Source organism: Microbulbifer variabilis (genome assembly GCF_020524905.1).
GTDB lineage: Bacteria > Pseudomonadota > Gammaproteobacteria > Pseudomonadales > Cellvibrionaceae > Microbulbifer > Microbulbifer variabilis_A.
This window is the reverse complement of sequence record NZ_JAIVKI010000007.1, coordinates 49,131-62,858: the sequence shown is the minus strand read 5'-3', so window position 1 is coordinate 62,858 and position 13,728 is coordinate 49,131. Positions and strand designations below refer to the sequence as shown.

Sequence of the window (13,728 nt, the reverse complement as noted above, 5' to 3'; positions counted from 1 at the left end):
ATAGGTAAGCAGTAAAATAAAAGCTCCACAAGGTTATCCAGAATCACTAAGGGGCTCAATTAGATGTCAAAATGGCCTCAGCCAAGAAATGAGGCATAAGGGACAAACAAAGCTTATTCAGATTTTGAAACAAAAATCTTGGATACTTAAAAACAATATCTGCGCCGAATACTCAATTATTAATGGGTATAACGTCATAGTGGCCAAAAAGAATCAATCGATAATGTAAGTGTTTACATAAAGGACATTTATGAAGAGTAAAACTTATATTTTGATATGAATTTACTCTCCACATAAGCTTATATCTCAGGGGGTATCACCATGCTATATAGGTCTTCTTTAGTATCCAAGAATTTAATTTCAGGTCTTAAAGAAAATTCTAAATCAATTGATCTCACTAATTCTTGTTACGCCGATCCCGCTTTATTATCCTTAAATCCACTATTAACTTGGTGATTGAACCACTAATCGCTGGCCTTAATAGTGAAAAAGTTCACCTCAAACAAAAAAGGCCCCTTAAGGGGCCTTTTGGAACTTTTGAGCTTTAGAATCAAGCATTCAAAGCTTTAAACTCGCGTCTGCGGCGATGCAGAACCGGTTCTGTATAACCATTTGGCTGTACACAACCTTCAAAAACGAGTTCACAGGCAGCCTGGAAGGCAACGCTCTTGTCGAAGTCTGGTGCCATATTATTGTAATTGGCATCACCGGCATTCTGACGGTCAACAACTGCAGCCATGCGCTCCATAGTTTCACGCACCTGCTTCTCGGTGACGATGTCATGCTTGAGCCAGTTGGCAATATGTTGTGAAGAAATCCGCAAGGTTGCACGGTCTTCCATCAGGCCGACATCATTAATATCCGGTACCTTGGAACAGCCCACACCCTGTTCAACCCAGCGCACTACATAGCCGAGAATACCTTGGGCATTATTATCCAGTTCCAACTGGATCTCTTTAGCGCTCCAGTTGGTGTCTTCAGCCACCGGTACGGTGAGAATATCTTCCAGCTTGGCGTGGTGGCGATGCTGAATTTCTTCCTGGCGGCGGTTCACATCTACTTTGTGGTAGTGCAAGGCGTGCAGAGTTGCGGCAGTGGGCGATGGAACCCAGGCCGTATTTGCACCGGCCATCGGATGCGCGAGTTTTGCGTGCATCATCGCTGACATCTGATCTGGTATCGGCCACATGCCTTTACCAATTTGCGCTCTGCCCTTAAGGCCGCTATTAAGACCTACATCCACGTTCCACTCTTCGTAGGCGTTGATCCATGTGGATTGCTTCATGTCGCCCTTGCGAATCATGGGACCGGCAAGCATGGATGTGTGAATTTCATCTCCGGTGCGATCCAGGAAGCCGGTGTTGATAAACACCACGCGTTCTTTGGCTTCCGCAATGCAGGCTTTGAGGTTCACCGTAGTACGACGCTCCTCATCCATAATGCCCATTTTCACGGTGTAACGCGGTAAGCCAAGGACATCCTCAATGCGATTAAACAGGGTGTTGGCAAAAGCCACCTCTTCCGGACCGTGCATCTTCGGTTTTACGATATAGATGCTACCTTCGCGGGAGTTTTTGAATTCATTATTGCCACGCAGATCATGCAAAGAGATCAGGCTGGTGACCATTCCATCGAGAATACCTTCTGGAATTTCCTGGCCATCACCATATAAAACAGCATCGTTGGTCATAAGATGGCCAACATTGCGCACAAACATCAAGCTGCGACCCGGTAAAGTCAGCTGATTGCCATTCGGGGTAATATATTCACGATCAGCATTGAGTTTGCGCTCAATGGACTTGCCACCTTTGATGATGGTTTCCTTCAGGTCCCCTCGCATCAGACCGAGCCAGTTGCGGTAAACAACAACCTTATCTTCCGCATCTACTGCCGCTACAGAATCCTCACAGTCCATAATGGTGGTCAGCGCGGATTCCATAAGAACATCTTTAATGCCCGCATCATCAGTTTTACCGATAGGGCTCTGGCGATCTATCTGGATTTCAAAGTGCAGACCGTGCTGCTTGAGCAAAAGGCTGGAGGGTTCTTCGCTGTCGCCGAGGTAACCGGCAAACTGAGTGCCGTCTTTTAGGGTGGCAATATCGCCATTGGCTTGGACCACTTCCAGCAGAGAGCCATTGATGCGATATTGCACAGCTTCTTTATGACTGCCGCAAGTTAATGGGGCGGATTGATCGAGAAAGTTGCGCGCATACTCGATAACTTTGGCTCCGCGCACAGGGTTGTACTCACTGCCCTTTTCCGCACCCCCCTCTTCACTAATGACATCGGTGCCATAAAGGGCGTCGTATAGGCTACCCCAGCGAGCATTCGCGGCATTCAGAGCGTAGCGGGCGTTCATTACCGGCACCACCAACTGAGGGCCGGCAAGAATCGCGATTTCCTCATCCACATTTTCAGTGGATGCACTGAATTCAGCAGGCTCATCCACCAGGTAGCCAATTTCTTTTAAAAATGACTGATAGCCTTCCAAGTCGCGGAAGCCTTCCGGATTATCGGTGTACCAGCGATCCAGGGTTTCCTGCAGCTCATCGCGCTTCTCAAGCAGAGACCGATTCACTGGCGCCAGGTCGCGAACGATCGCATCGAGTCCAGCCCAGAATTTATCGGCATCGACCCCGGTTCCTGGAATCACTTCCTCGCAAACCAGATTGTAAAGCTCTGGTGCGATTTGTAGATCACCGATTTGGACTCGTTCCGTCATACCCTGGGCCTCTCACTGATTGTTGGAATTACGGCATTCTAAACAGCCATTTCGGCATACCGCTAATTTATAGACACAATTTCCACTATTCATAGATCAAATTTTTATGAATGCAGTTGGCGCATGAAACATTGTCTAGAGAACTCGATATTCACCCGCAAGGCGCATACTTCCTTACTCACTGGTCACTTATAAAGCCCGGCCAATATCCAGAATCAGGCGCCGTAACCAGCGGTGTGGCGCGCTTTGTTGTAAAAGCGGGCTCCAGGCCATTTTCAGCTCCAATGGAGGGATATCCAGTGGCGGGTCCCGGCGTACTACCCTGGGATTGTCATTGGCGAGCTGTGCCAGGCGTGTAGGTACAGTGACGATCAGGTCGCTCTGCTCAGCCAGTAACATAGCCACCTGGTAGTGGCGGGTAAATACTGAGATATCCCGCTTTTCCCCCAATTTGCCGATAGCTTCATCTACCCAGCCCAAGCGCTGAACATCCTCTGGGTTAACCCCTACACCAACGCCCATGCCGGTCTTACTCACCCAGATATGCTGGGCCTTCAAATAGCTCTGCAGATTGTAGTCTTCGAGAATCGGGTTATCTGCCCGCATCATGCAGGAAAAGCTATCGCGCCAGACAGTCGCCTGATGGAAGCTTTGGGGCATGCTATCGAAGCGGTTGATCACCATATCCACTTTGCCCTGCTCCACATCCACAAAGCTCACGTCACTGGGCGTCATGATGTCCAGGCTGATTCCGGGAGCATCATCGCGCAGCTTCTTGAGCAGGGACGGAATCAATGTGGATTCCGCATAGTCACTGGCCATAATGCGGAAGGTACGACGGGTGTTGGCAGGATCGAAGTCTCGATTGGGCTGAATCACACGGTCGATGCTGGACAATGCCTCGCGCACCATAGGCTGCAGCTCCAGAGCGCGCTCGGTGGGCATCATGCCTTCGCGGGTGCGCACTAATAAGGGGTCGTCAAAGAGTTCGCGCAGGCGCTTGAGGCCATTACTCATCGCGGGTTGGGACAGGCCCAGATAGTTGGCCGCACGAGTCACGTTGCGTTCGCGCAGCAGTACATCCAGATAAACCAGCAGGTTCAGGTCAGCTCTTTCCAGTTGCATACAACATTTGCCAGATCGATAGTGAAAATAAAATCAATAAATTAGGCAAATTATGCCACTCCTCCTAAGATACTCAACACCTAATCGCAGTCACCGTTTTAAGGAAACACTGTCATGTCCACTTACACTCAAGACATCGAAGCGGTAGCTAAGCTCCGTGACAGCAAAAGCGGCACTTGGGATGCTATCAATCCCGAATCTGTTGCTCGTATGCGCGCCCAGAACAAATTCAAGAACGGCCTGGATATTGCCAAATACACTGCCAATATCATGCGTGCAGACATGGAGAACTACGACAAGGACAGCTCCAAGTACACCCAGTCTCTGGGCTGCTGGCACGGTTTCATCGGCCAACAGAAGATGATTTCTATTAAGAAGCACTTCGAAGGCAACACCGACCGTCGCTACTTGTACCTGTCCGGCTGGATGGTTGCCGCTCTGCGCAGTGAATTCGGTCCTCTGCCCGACCAGTCCATGCACGAGAAAACCTCTGTTGCACACCTGATCAACGAGCTGTACACCTTCCTGCGTCAAGCCGATGCCCGCGAACTGAACGACCTGTTCCGCGAGCTGGACGCCGCCCGTGAAGCTGGCGACAAAGAAGCCGAGAAAGCGGTACAAGACAAGATCGACAACCACAAGACCCATGTTGTGCCGATTATCGCCGATATCGACGCCGGTTTCGGTAATGCGGAAGCCACCTACCTGATGGCCAAGCAAATGATCGAAGCAGGTGCTTGCTGTATCCAGATCGAGAACCAGGTTTCCGACGAGAAGCAGTGTGGCCACCAGGACGGTAAAGTAACCGTTCCTCACGAAGACTTCCTGGCCAAGATCCGCGCAGTTCGCTACGCATTCCTGGAGCTGGGCGTAGACAACGGTGTTATCGTTGCCCGTACCGACTCCCTGGGTGCCGGCCTGACCAAGCAGATCGCCGTGACCAAAGAGCCGGGCGACCTGGGCGACCAGTACAACTCTTTCCTGGACTGCGAGGAAATCGCACCGGCCGACTTGGCTAACGGCGACGTTGTAATCAACCGTGAAGGCAAGCTGCTGCGTCCTAAGCGCCTGGCTTCCAACCTGTTCCAGTTCCGCAAGGGCACTGGCGAAGCTCGCTGTATCCTGGACAGCATCACCTCTCTGCAGAACGGTGCCGACCTGATCTGGATCGAAACCGAGAAGCCTCACGTTCGCCAGATTGGCGGCATGATGGACGAAATCCGCAAGGTCGTTCCCAATGCGAAGCTGGTTTACAACAACAGCCCGTCCTTCAACTGGACCTTGAATTTCCGCCAGCAAGTGTTCGATGCCTGGGCCGAAGAAGGTAAAGACGTATCCGCTTACGACCGCGCCAACCTGATGAGCGCCGAGTATGACGACTCCGAGCTTTCTGCAGCCGCAGACGAGAAGATCCGCACCTTCCAGGCCGACGCTGCCCGTGAAGCCGGTATCTTCCATCACCTGATCACCCTGCCGACTTACCACACTGCGGCCCTGTCTACCGACAACCTGGCCAAGGAGTACTTCGGTGAGCAAGGCATGCTGGGCTACGTAAAAGGTGTTCAGCGTAAAGAAATCCGTCAGGGTATCGCCTGCGTTAAGCACCAGAATATGGCTGGTTCCGATATCGGTGACGACCACAAAGAATACTTCGCTGGTGAAGCTGCCCTGAAAGCTTCTGGTAAAGACAACACCATGAACCAGTTCAGCTAAGACGCTCTTTTACCCTTCAGGTATTTTCAAGGCGGCGCAAGCCGCCTTTTTCTTCAGGATTTTCCGCCAGGTCCCATTGACCCGAGGCAATGAATCCGCCGAAGAAGAACAGTTGTGTAAACTGCGCTTTTATATCTGCATTTAGAACTCGGGCCGCAATCGCGGCCCTTTTTTTACTCCCCATCTTATTCCCCTCCAATAAAGGATTTTTACGCCACATTAGCTAGCCTTAGGGTATACACGCTATGGTGCGCAATGCCTATGTCTGGTCAAAACCTTGTTCTGATCTTCAATTGCGGTAGTTCCTCCCTCAAATTCTCCGCAATTGACCCCGCAAGTGGCGAGGAACATTTAAATGGCCAGGCCGATGCACTAAATACATCTTCAGCGGTGCTCAAATGGCTGTATTGCAATAAAGAGGGCAAGCAACCCCTCTCACCAGGTGATGACTATGACAGCGTTATCGGTGCCCTGGTAGAACGCTTCGCCGACCCATGGTCAGAATTACGCAATCATCTTGTGGCCATTGGCCACCGGGTGGTTCACGGTGGCGAACTGTTCGCAGATTCCGCACCGATAGATACCAATGTGCTATCGGCCATAAGGGCCTGCTGTGAACTGGCACCTCTACACAACCCCGCCGCTCTGCAAGGCATTCAGGCCTCATTAGTCGCCTTTCCTGAACTGCCCCAGGTAGCGGTATTCGATACCGCCTTCCACCAGAGCTTACCGGATTACGCCTACCTCTACGCCCTGCCCTTCCGCTTTTACCGAGATCATCACCTGCGCCGCTACGGCATGCATGGCAGCAGTCATCGCTATATTGGCGAACGCAGTGCGGAGTTATTGAAGAAACCCATTAACAACATCAATGTCATCTCCGCTCACCTGGGCAATGGGGCCTCCCTCTGCGCCATAAAGGGCGGGCAGAGTGTTGATACCAGCATGGGGTTGACCCCACTCGAAGGGCTGGTGATGGGTAGTCGCTGTGGGGACCTGGACCCAGGCCTGTTACTTCATTTAGGCGAAGCCTTGGATTACTCCCTGGCGGAGCTTGAACAGTTGCTCAATCGCAACAGTGGTTTGCTCGGAATATCTGAACTGAGCAATGACTGTCGTGAGCTTGAAGAAGCCATGGCAAAAGGCCACGCCGGTGCAAGCCTAGCCCTTAAAATTTTTTGTTATCGGCTGGCCAAATATATCGCGGCTTACACGGTCCCCTTGACGCGCGTTGACAGCCTGGTCTTCACCGGAGGAATCGGCGAAAACTCGGCCTGGGTGCGCCGAGAAACCACAGGCTGGCTCAGCCAGTTCGGCTACCAACTAGACGAAGAGTGTAATGAAAAAATCCGCTTCGATGCCGAGGGGCGAATTTCCAAAGTCGGGACACCAGATATCTTTGTCATACCCACTCGGGAGGAATGGGTAATTGCTCGCGACACCATTCGCATTGCGAGCAGGGCGTCTTAAAGATGTCGCACAATGCGCGCACCCTGATGCTGATCCCACTGGAAATGGGCGTGGGTATCACCTCGGTAAGCTTGGGCTTGATACGGGCACTGGAGCGCAACCGCGTGGAAACCCAGTTTTTTAAGCCTGTCAGTGAACCTCCTTCCCGCGATGGCGCCACCGAGAGAACAACCGAGATTTTGCGACAAACCACTAAGCTGGATATTCCCCCTTCCATCAGCGTGCAGCAAGCGGAAGCCATGATTGCCGCAGGTGATACCGCGGAGTTGCAGGAAAAAATATTGGCTCGCTACCGTAGCAGTTTTCCAGCGGCGGATGTCATCGTTGTGGAGGGTCTTTTACCCGGCGGGCTCAACCAATATGCAGATCAGTTAAACTGCCAAGTGGCAAAAACCCTGGATGCAGAAGTAGTTCTGGTTGCCAGCCTGCACACGGGCAATATCCGTCAGCTTAAAGAGCGCCTGCAGTTTGCTATGCAATCATTTGGGGAGGGTCCATCCAACCCGGTGGTGGGCTGCATTATCAATAAGCTGGATGCTCCTCCCCACATAACCGACCCACCCGGCGGTCACTTTATCTCGGTGGGCGCCCAGCAGGAACCCAGCTCCGCAACTATCGACCGCAAATCCCTCTACCGTCAGATCCCCTTACGTATTGTCGGCGCTATTCCCTGGAACGCACAGCTATTGGCACCCCGCGCACTGGATCTCGCCCGGCACTTCAATGCACAGTTGATCAACCGTGGAGAATTGGAAAGTCGCCGTTTACGCAGTGTGACCTTCTGCTCTCGATCACTCCCCAATATGTTGCACCGTTTTTCTCCCGGTGCCCTGCTGGTCACCTCCGCCGATAGGCCCGATGTCATGGTTGGGGCCAGTTTGGCGGCAATGAATGGTGTAAAGATTGGTTGTTTACTATTGACCGGAGGCTACCGACTAGATCGCGGTGTACAGAAACTTTGCACCCCAGCCATGGAGACCGGCCTGCCGGTAATGCTGGTTGGCTCCAACACCTGGCATACCGTTATGGAACTGCAGTCTTTTAACCTGCGTACCCCTGCGGATGATCGCGAGCGGGTAAACAGGGTACAGGATTTTTTCGCAAGCCACCTGGATAATAACTGGGTGCAATCCCTTAGTCAGGTCTCCCAGCGGCCGCGCCGCATGGCACCCCCAGCTTTTCGCTACCACCTGACAGAGCTGGCACGACGGGCACTAAAGCGCATAGTACTACCGGAGGGAGAAGAGCCTCGCACAATTCGCGCGGCTCTGGCTTGTGTAGACCGCGGTATTGCGCAACCCATACTACTGGGGAGAGCTGATACTATCCAACGAGTTGCCGAGCAACAGGGCCTTAAACTCAATAACAAGATAGAAATCATCAAGCCGGAGGATGTCAGGGAAAATTATATTGAGCCCATGGTGGCTTTGCGTAAAAACAAAGGGCTCACCCAGGTAGTCGCGAAAGAACAACTGCAAGACAATGTGGTATTGGGCACTATGATGCTGGCTTTGGACCAGGTAGATGGCTTGGTTTCAGGCGCCATCCACACCACCGCCAATACCATCCGCCCCGCTCTGCAATTAATCAAAGCAGCCCCAGGTGAAGAACTGGTTTCTTCAATTTTCTTTATGCTTCTACCAGAGCAAGTATTGGTATACGGGGACTGTGCGATTAATCCCGATCCCAACGCCAGCCAACTGGCCGCTATTGCCATTCAATCAGCAGACTCAGCAGCAGCTTTTGGTATCGAACCCCGTGTGGCGATGATCAGTTATTCCACCGGTACCTCAGGGACTGGGTTAGACGTGGACAAAGTGCGGGAAGCAACACGAATCGCCAGGGAAAGGAGGCCCAAGCTGGTTATTGATGGACCGCTGCAATACGACGCGGCGCTCATCGAAAATGTGGCCAAACAAAAAGCGCCAGAGAGTCCAGTTGCCGGCCGTGCCACCGTTTTTATTTTTCCCGACCTAAATACCGGTAACACGACTTATAAAGCTGTACAGCGCAGTGCGGACTTAGTCAGTATTGGCCCCATGTTGCAAGGATTGCGCAAACCAGTGAATGACCTTTCCCGCGGTGCCCTGGTGGACGACATTGTCTACACCATTGCCCTTACTGCTATTCAGGCCCAACAACGTCAACAGCGCCTCTCTGAACAATAACTGACTCCTAACCACTGAGAGGACGGCGGGAGTCAATATAATCATGCAGCGCAGCGGCAATGACATAGGCCTCCAAGCGGTGCTCATAAGTATCGGACTGATCGCACCCCATACGTTCCAGGCAGCGGTGGATAAAAGTCAACTTCTCAGACCTGTCTCGCCATACCTTACGCCCTTTGATCACCATCATCAGCATTCGCCACCAACTGCGGTCGGCAGCTCTCAATTGTTGGAGCGCAACGGCCAATAATCCCTCTTCATCAGTAAAGTCCGTACCCAATGGATAATAAGGCAGCATAGAAAGGGATTTTTCATCGGAGAAAATCCCGGCAATATGCTCTGGAGTATTCCGATTAAACTCGGCCGGAATAGCAAAACCCTTTTCAATTTTGCCCGCGTACTTGGCCTGTTCCAGCAACACAGCCTGGAATCGAGTATCGCAAATACTGAGCATAGAGATCATCACATCCCGATCCGTCTTACCGCGCAGATCCACCGCTCCGTATTCGGTCACCACGATATCCCGCAAATGTCTGGGTATAGTGGTATGAGGGTATTCCCACACAATATTACTTTCACAAATTCCGTCGCGAACGCGTGTACTCGGCAGTGCAATGATAGAGCGAGCTTCGGGGAGTGCGAACGCCTGTGCCACAAAATTATATTGCCCCCCAACGCCGCTAACTACCTGGTTATCTACTAAGGCATCGGAAATAACTGCCCCGCCCAATGTCACCATCATCGCTGAATTTACAAAGCGAGCGTGTTTACGCTGGGCACGCTTTAGCATCTGCTGACCTTGCAGATCATTAGTGTAATCAATGGAGGTCATATCGATACCGGCCCGCTCGACGGGGGCCAGATCGCGCAATTCCCGATACATCACCTCAGGGCCTAAATAAAAACCACCGTGTAGCCAGATACCCCCTTTCAGTTTGTTATTCAGACAACCGCCGATCAGACGCCGTCGGCCGTGCTCACTGTGCAGATCGCACTCCTCTTCCTCACCATCGGGCGTCAGCAACTTGTGACCGCGCCAACTGTAACTCGGATCCACAATACCGAAGCGTTGTAGAAACTCCGTATCTTCAGTGGTTAACGGACAGTGGATACGGCCGCACTTCTGGAGAGCAAGTAATGTCTCCTCATTCACCGTGTGGGTGATGCTGTCGGAATCCAACAGCTCCTGCAGCGCCGCATCGCCAAAAACTTCGCGTATCAAAACCCCTGCCCTGCGCAGATGCAAAAAGCCATGAGGAACCATTTCACTGGCACCATAAAGCCCCCGTTGAAAAGGTGCTATTTGCAGAGGCAGACTTTCCCGATAAGAAGGCAGTTCGGTCCCGATCAGTTCTTCCAGCAAACGAGAGAACAACTTGTTGTCTTTATGGCGCAGCCGCAGTACATGACAAACCGCATCGCCCAGTGCACCGATACCCACTTGCAATGTGCCACCATCAGCAATCAGGCTGGCAATATGAAAAGCAATAGCGTACTCAGTAAAACTCACCGGCATTGAGGGAGCGGGAAATAATGGGGTATCAAAGGTCTCCCCTTCGAGTAAAAAATCAAAATCCGCTTCAGCAAGCTCACTGCTACCGGGCATATAAGGCAACTGGGGATTCACTTCTCCAAGCAAAAATAATGGCTTTTCTTTGCGTTCTGAGGCCAGTTTTAAAAGCGGTAGAGTCAGATCCGGATTACAACTCAAACTGAACTTATCCCCCATTGCTGAGGGCGATACCATTTGCGCGATCACATTAATACCATTACGCAAGAGCTCAGCGGGCACCTCGGTATAATTGGTGCTGACATAATGCTGCTGCGCATAGTGATTACCCAGTAAGGCACCGGGCTCCATAAAAAACTCTATCACCGCAACATTATCGGGTAGTTGCCCTTTTCTCCGTGCCGCCACATAGCCGAGATCCTGATAATGACTGTAGAGACGATCCAGCAGTGGTTGTACAAATCGACGAGTGATATCACTATCACCCCTGGGCCGCTCGAGAGTGAGCGCGGTAAAGATGGTCAGGGAGATAGATGGATCGGCAGCAGCACGTGCGTAGAGGGCATTGGCAAAGTGATTGGCTTTTCCCAGCCCCAGTGGCAACCCCAATACAATTTTTTTACCGACCTTTTGCAAGAGTGCATCGATACACGCCTCAACAGCGGTAAAGCGTTGGGGGACTTTATTGGGAGACTCTTCCATGGAAACCTGGTTTCTCTCGAGGCGCTATTGAATTTGCCCTGCCTCCCTGGCCAAGTGATCGAAATGATCGACCTGAATAGCCTTGTCAACCGCATCTGCGGCTTCCCGAAGGGCATCCGCCTCTTCACTACTAATCAAGTTACGTTGCAGCCCTTCTTTTACTGACTCACGACTGAGAGTGCGAATACCACCTTTTTTCAGTTTCTCCCGGGCACGTTCGGATGCACAGACTTTATCAAAAGCCTGCTCGACAATATCGATCCCATCTCCAGGGTTGCCAAGGAAAACGCCGCGAGTTAAACGGTCCCGAGTTTTAGATGGGTTCAGCAGCAACTCTGCACAAGCCCGGGCCTGGCGATCCGAGGCTGTGTGAATACTGTGCCCCCAAGGCATGGTGAGAAAATGCATCAGTTGGCCAAAGAATGGGCGCGGGAAATTCTGAAAGACTTCCAGCAGCTGAACTTCAATTTTGTGCAAGCCATCGCGCATAGCGTATTCCAACAACGGCAAATCATCTTTTGGGCTGCCGTCATCATAGAATCGCTTGAGGGTACAGCTCAGCAGATAGAGTTGGCTGAGTACATCGCCGAGGCGGGACGATATCAATTCTTTTCTTTTCAGCTCTCCGCCCAAGGTAATCAGAGAGACTTCTGTAACCAAAGTCAGCACAGCCGAATAGCGATTGATCTGACGGAAATACTTTGCCGCACCCCCGACATTGCGTGGGCTGCTGGCAAAAAGCCCAACGGTCCAACCATGAAATACCCCGCGCAGCAGCGTTTTGACCTGGAACCACATGTGTTTCGGTAACAGCTTATCCAATTGCTCCAACCCCTCTTCTGTATCGGGGTTTTCAGCAGCGAGCATCTCATCGAGTATATAGGGGTGGCAGCGTATCGCCCCCTGGCCAAAGATCATCAAGCTGCGCGTTAATAGGTTTGCGCCTTCTACCGTAATCGCCACTGGAACGGCGCGATAGGCATTGCCCAAATAATTTAATGGCCCATCCATTATCGCCTTACCCGCATGGATATCCATGGCATCGTCAATGGCTTGGCGTAACCCTCCCGTTGCACTGGCTTTCATGATTGCGGTAATGACCGCAGGTTTAATACCGTCATCCAGCGCCCTGGTGGTTGTTTTGTGGGCACTATCGAGCACGTAGGCAATAGCGGCAATTTCCGCCAAGCGCCGCTGTACCCCTTCAAAGCGCCCTACGGGAATATTGAATTGTTCGCGTATACGGGCATAGGCGCCGGTGGTCCTCGCAGCCATCTTGGCACCGCCAGTGGAAAGTGAGGGAAGTGAAATTCCCCTCCCCGCAGCCAAGGCGCTCATCAACATTTCCCAGCCCTTACCGACATTCTCCTGACCGCCAATAATCCACTCCATGGGAATGAAAACGTCTTTTCCCCAGTTGGGGCCATTTTGGAACGCCTGCATTGCGGGAAGATGGCGCTGACCAATAGTCACACCTTCGGTATCGGTAGGAACAAGCGCCACAGTAATCCCCAGCTCCTCTTTATCGCCGAGAATATGCTCCGGGTCGTACAGTTTAAAGGCGAGTCCCAAAATCGTAGCGATCGGCCCCAGGGTGATATAGCGCTTGTGCCAGTTGACGCGCATACCCAACACTTTTTCCCCCTTGTAGTCGCCGTAACAAACCTCTCCATGGTCGATCATGGCGGCAGCATCGGAACCCGCCTGAGGGCTGGTAAGCCCGAAACAGGGAATATCCGTGCCATCGGCAAGTCGGGGCAGATAGTAGTCTTTTTGCTCCTGGGTGCCATGAGCAAGCAGTAATTCGCCTGGCCCCAGGGAATTGGGCACCATGACCGTCACACCCACTGTGTTACTGCGTGTGGAAATTTTGGTCACAATTTCAGCGTGCGCGGTGGGGGAAAAGCCGAGGCCGCCATATTTTTTAGGAATGATGATGCCGAAAAAGCGGTTTTTTCGCAGGAATTCCCATACAGGTTCTGGAATATCGTGATCGACAAAACTGATCCGCCAATCATTGACCATCTTGCAAAGCTCTTCGACAGGCCCATCGAGAAAGGCCTGCTCCTCCTCACTCAGCTCCGGCGGCCCCATATCGAGAAGTTGCTTCCAGTCCGGCTTACCGGAAAGTAACTGGGCATCCCACCAAACCTCTCCTGCCTCCATTGCCTCCCGCTCAGTTTGCGATATTGGCGGCAAAACCCTCTTGATGATGTTTAGCAGGGGTTTGGTGAAGAATTTCTTGCGCAGTTCGCTCATTTTTACCTTCCGTAGTATCCGTAGCGGCGAAGTACCCTGCCACTTACCAGAAGCCA

At 51.9% G+C, this 13,728-nt stretch carries 8 protein-coding genes; 3 read left to right on the top strand and 5 right to left on the bottom strand.

Features of this window, described 5'->3' with window-relative positions; genetic code table 11:
* Positions 1–550: 550 nt before the first annotated feature.
* Entirely contained in the window at positions 551–2,725 is a 2,175-nt protein-coding gene (locus tag LC073_RS10040) for a malate synthase G (RefSeq protein WP_226646622.1), read from the bottom strand.
* A gap of 189 nt (positions 2,726–2,914) precedes the next feature.
* Positions 2,915–3,850, bottom strand: a complete 936-nt coding sequence (locus LC073_RS10035; protein ID WP_226646620.1) for a LysR family transcriptional regulator — start codon at positions 3,848–3,850, stop codon at positions 2,915–2,917.
* 114 nt (positions 3,851–3,964) lie between these two features.
* On the opposite strand from LC073_RS10035, the gene LC073_RS10030 reads away from it, so the two are divergent.
* Positions 3,965–5,563, top strand: coding sequence for an isocitrate lyase (locus LC073_RS10030; protein ID WP_226646618.1), 1,599 nt, complete (start codon positions 3,965–3,967; stop codon positions 5,561–5,563).
* A gap of 16 nt (positions 5,564–5,579) precedes the next feature.
* On the opposite strand, the gene LC073_RS10025 is transcribed toward LC073_RS10030, so the two are convergent.
* Positions 5,580–5,783: a hypothetical protein gene (locus LC073_RS10025; RefSeq protein WP_226646616.1), complete on the bottom strand. Its 204-nt coding sequence runs from the start codon at positions 5,781–5,783 to the stop codon at positions 5,580–5,582.
* A 41-nt stretch (positions 5,784–5,824) separates the two neighbouring features.
* Here LC073_RS10025 and LC073_RS10020 point away from each other — a divergent pair, with 41 nt between their 5' ends.
* Entirely contained in the window at positions 5,825–7,033 is a 1,209-nt protein-coding gene (locus LC073_RS10020; RefSeq protein ID WP_226646614.1) for an acetate kinase, read from the top strand.
* A gap of 2 nt (positions 7,034–7,035) precedes the next feature.
* Positions 7,036–9,201, top strand: coding sequence for a phosphate acetyltransferase (gene pta / locus LC073_RS10015; RefSeq protein WP_226646612.1), 2,166 nt, complete (start codon positions 7,036–7,038; stop codon positions 9,199–9,201).
* A gap of 7 nt (positions 9,202–9,208) precedes the next feature.
* Here the strand turns inward: pta and LC073_RS10010 are convergent, their stop codons facing one another.
* Both LC073_RS10010 and LC073_RS10005 read right to left on the bottom strand, forming a co-directional pair.
* Positions 9,209–11,413, bottom strand: coding sequence for an acetyl-CoA hydrolase/transferase C-terminal domain-containing protein (locus tag LC073_RS10010; protein ID WP_226646610.1), 2,205 nt, complete (start codon positions 11,411–11,413; stop codon positions 9,209–9,211).
* Positions 11,414–11,437: 24 nt separating this feature from the next.
* Positions 11,438–13,672 carry an acyl-CoA dehydrogenase gene (locus tag LC073_RS10005; RefSeq protein WP_226646608.1) on the bottom strand — a complete coding sequence of 745 codons (2,235 nt, stop codon included), beginning with the start codon at positions 13,670–13,672 and terminating at the stop codon, positions 11,438–11,440.
* Between the last annotated feature and the right edge of the window lie 56 nt (positions 13,673–13,728).

Bases quoted from the DNA above. Each gene is read 5' to 3' on its own strand.
- pta (WP_226646612.1), top strand. From the start codon at position 7,036: ATGTCGCACAATGCGCGCACCCTGATGCTGATCCCACTGGAAATGGGC.
- LC073_RS10025 (WP_226646616.1), bottom strand. From the start codon at position 5,783: ATGTGGCGTAAAAATCCTTTATTGGAGGGGAATAAGATGGGGAGTAAA.
- LC073_RS10035 (WP_226646620.1), bottom strand. From the start codon at position 3,850: ATGCAACTGGAAAGAGCTGACCTGAACCTGCTGGTTTATCTGGATGTA.
- LC073_RS10020 (WP_226646614.1), top strand. From the start codon at position 5,825: ATGTCTGGTCAAAACCTTGTTCTGATCTTCAATTGCGGTAGTTCCTCC.
- LC073_RS10005 (WP_226646608.1), bottom strand. From the start codon at position 13,672: ATGAGCGAACTGCGCAAGAAATTCTTCACCAAACCCCTGCTAAACATC.
- LC073_RS10010 (WP_226646610.1), bottom strand. From the start codon at position 11,413: ATGGAAGAGTCTCCCAATAAAGTCCCCCAACGCTTTACCGCTGTTGAG.
- LC073_RS10030 (WP_226646618.1), top strand. From the start codon at position 3,965: ATGTCCACTTACACTCAAGACATCGAAGCGGTAGCTAAGCTCCGTGAC.
- LC073_RS10040 (WP_226646622.1), bottom strand. From the start codon at position 2,725: ATGACGGAACGAGTCCAAATCGGTGATCTACAAATCGCACCAGAGCTT.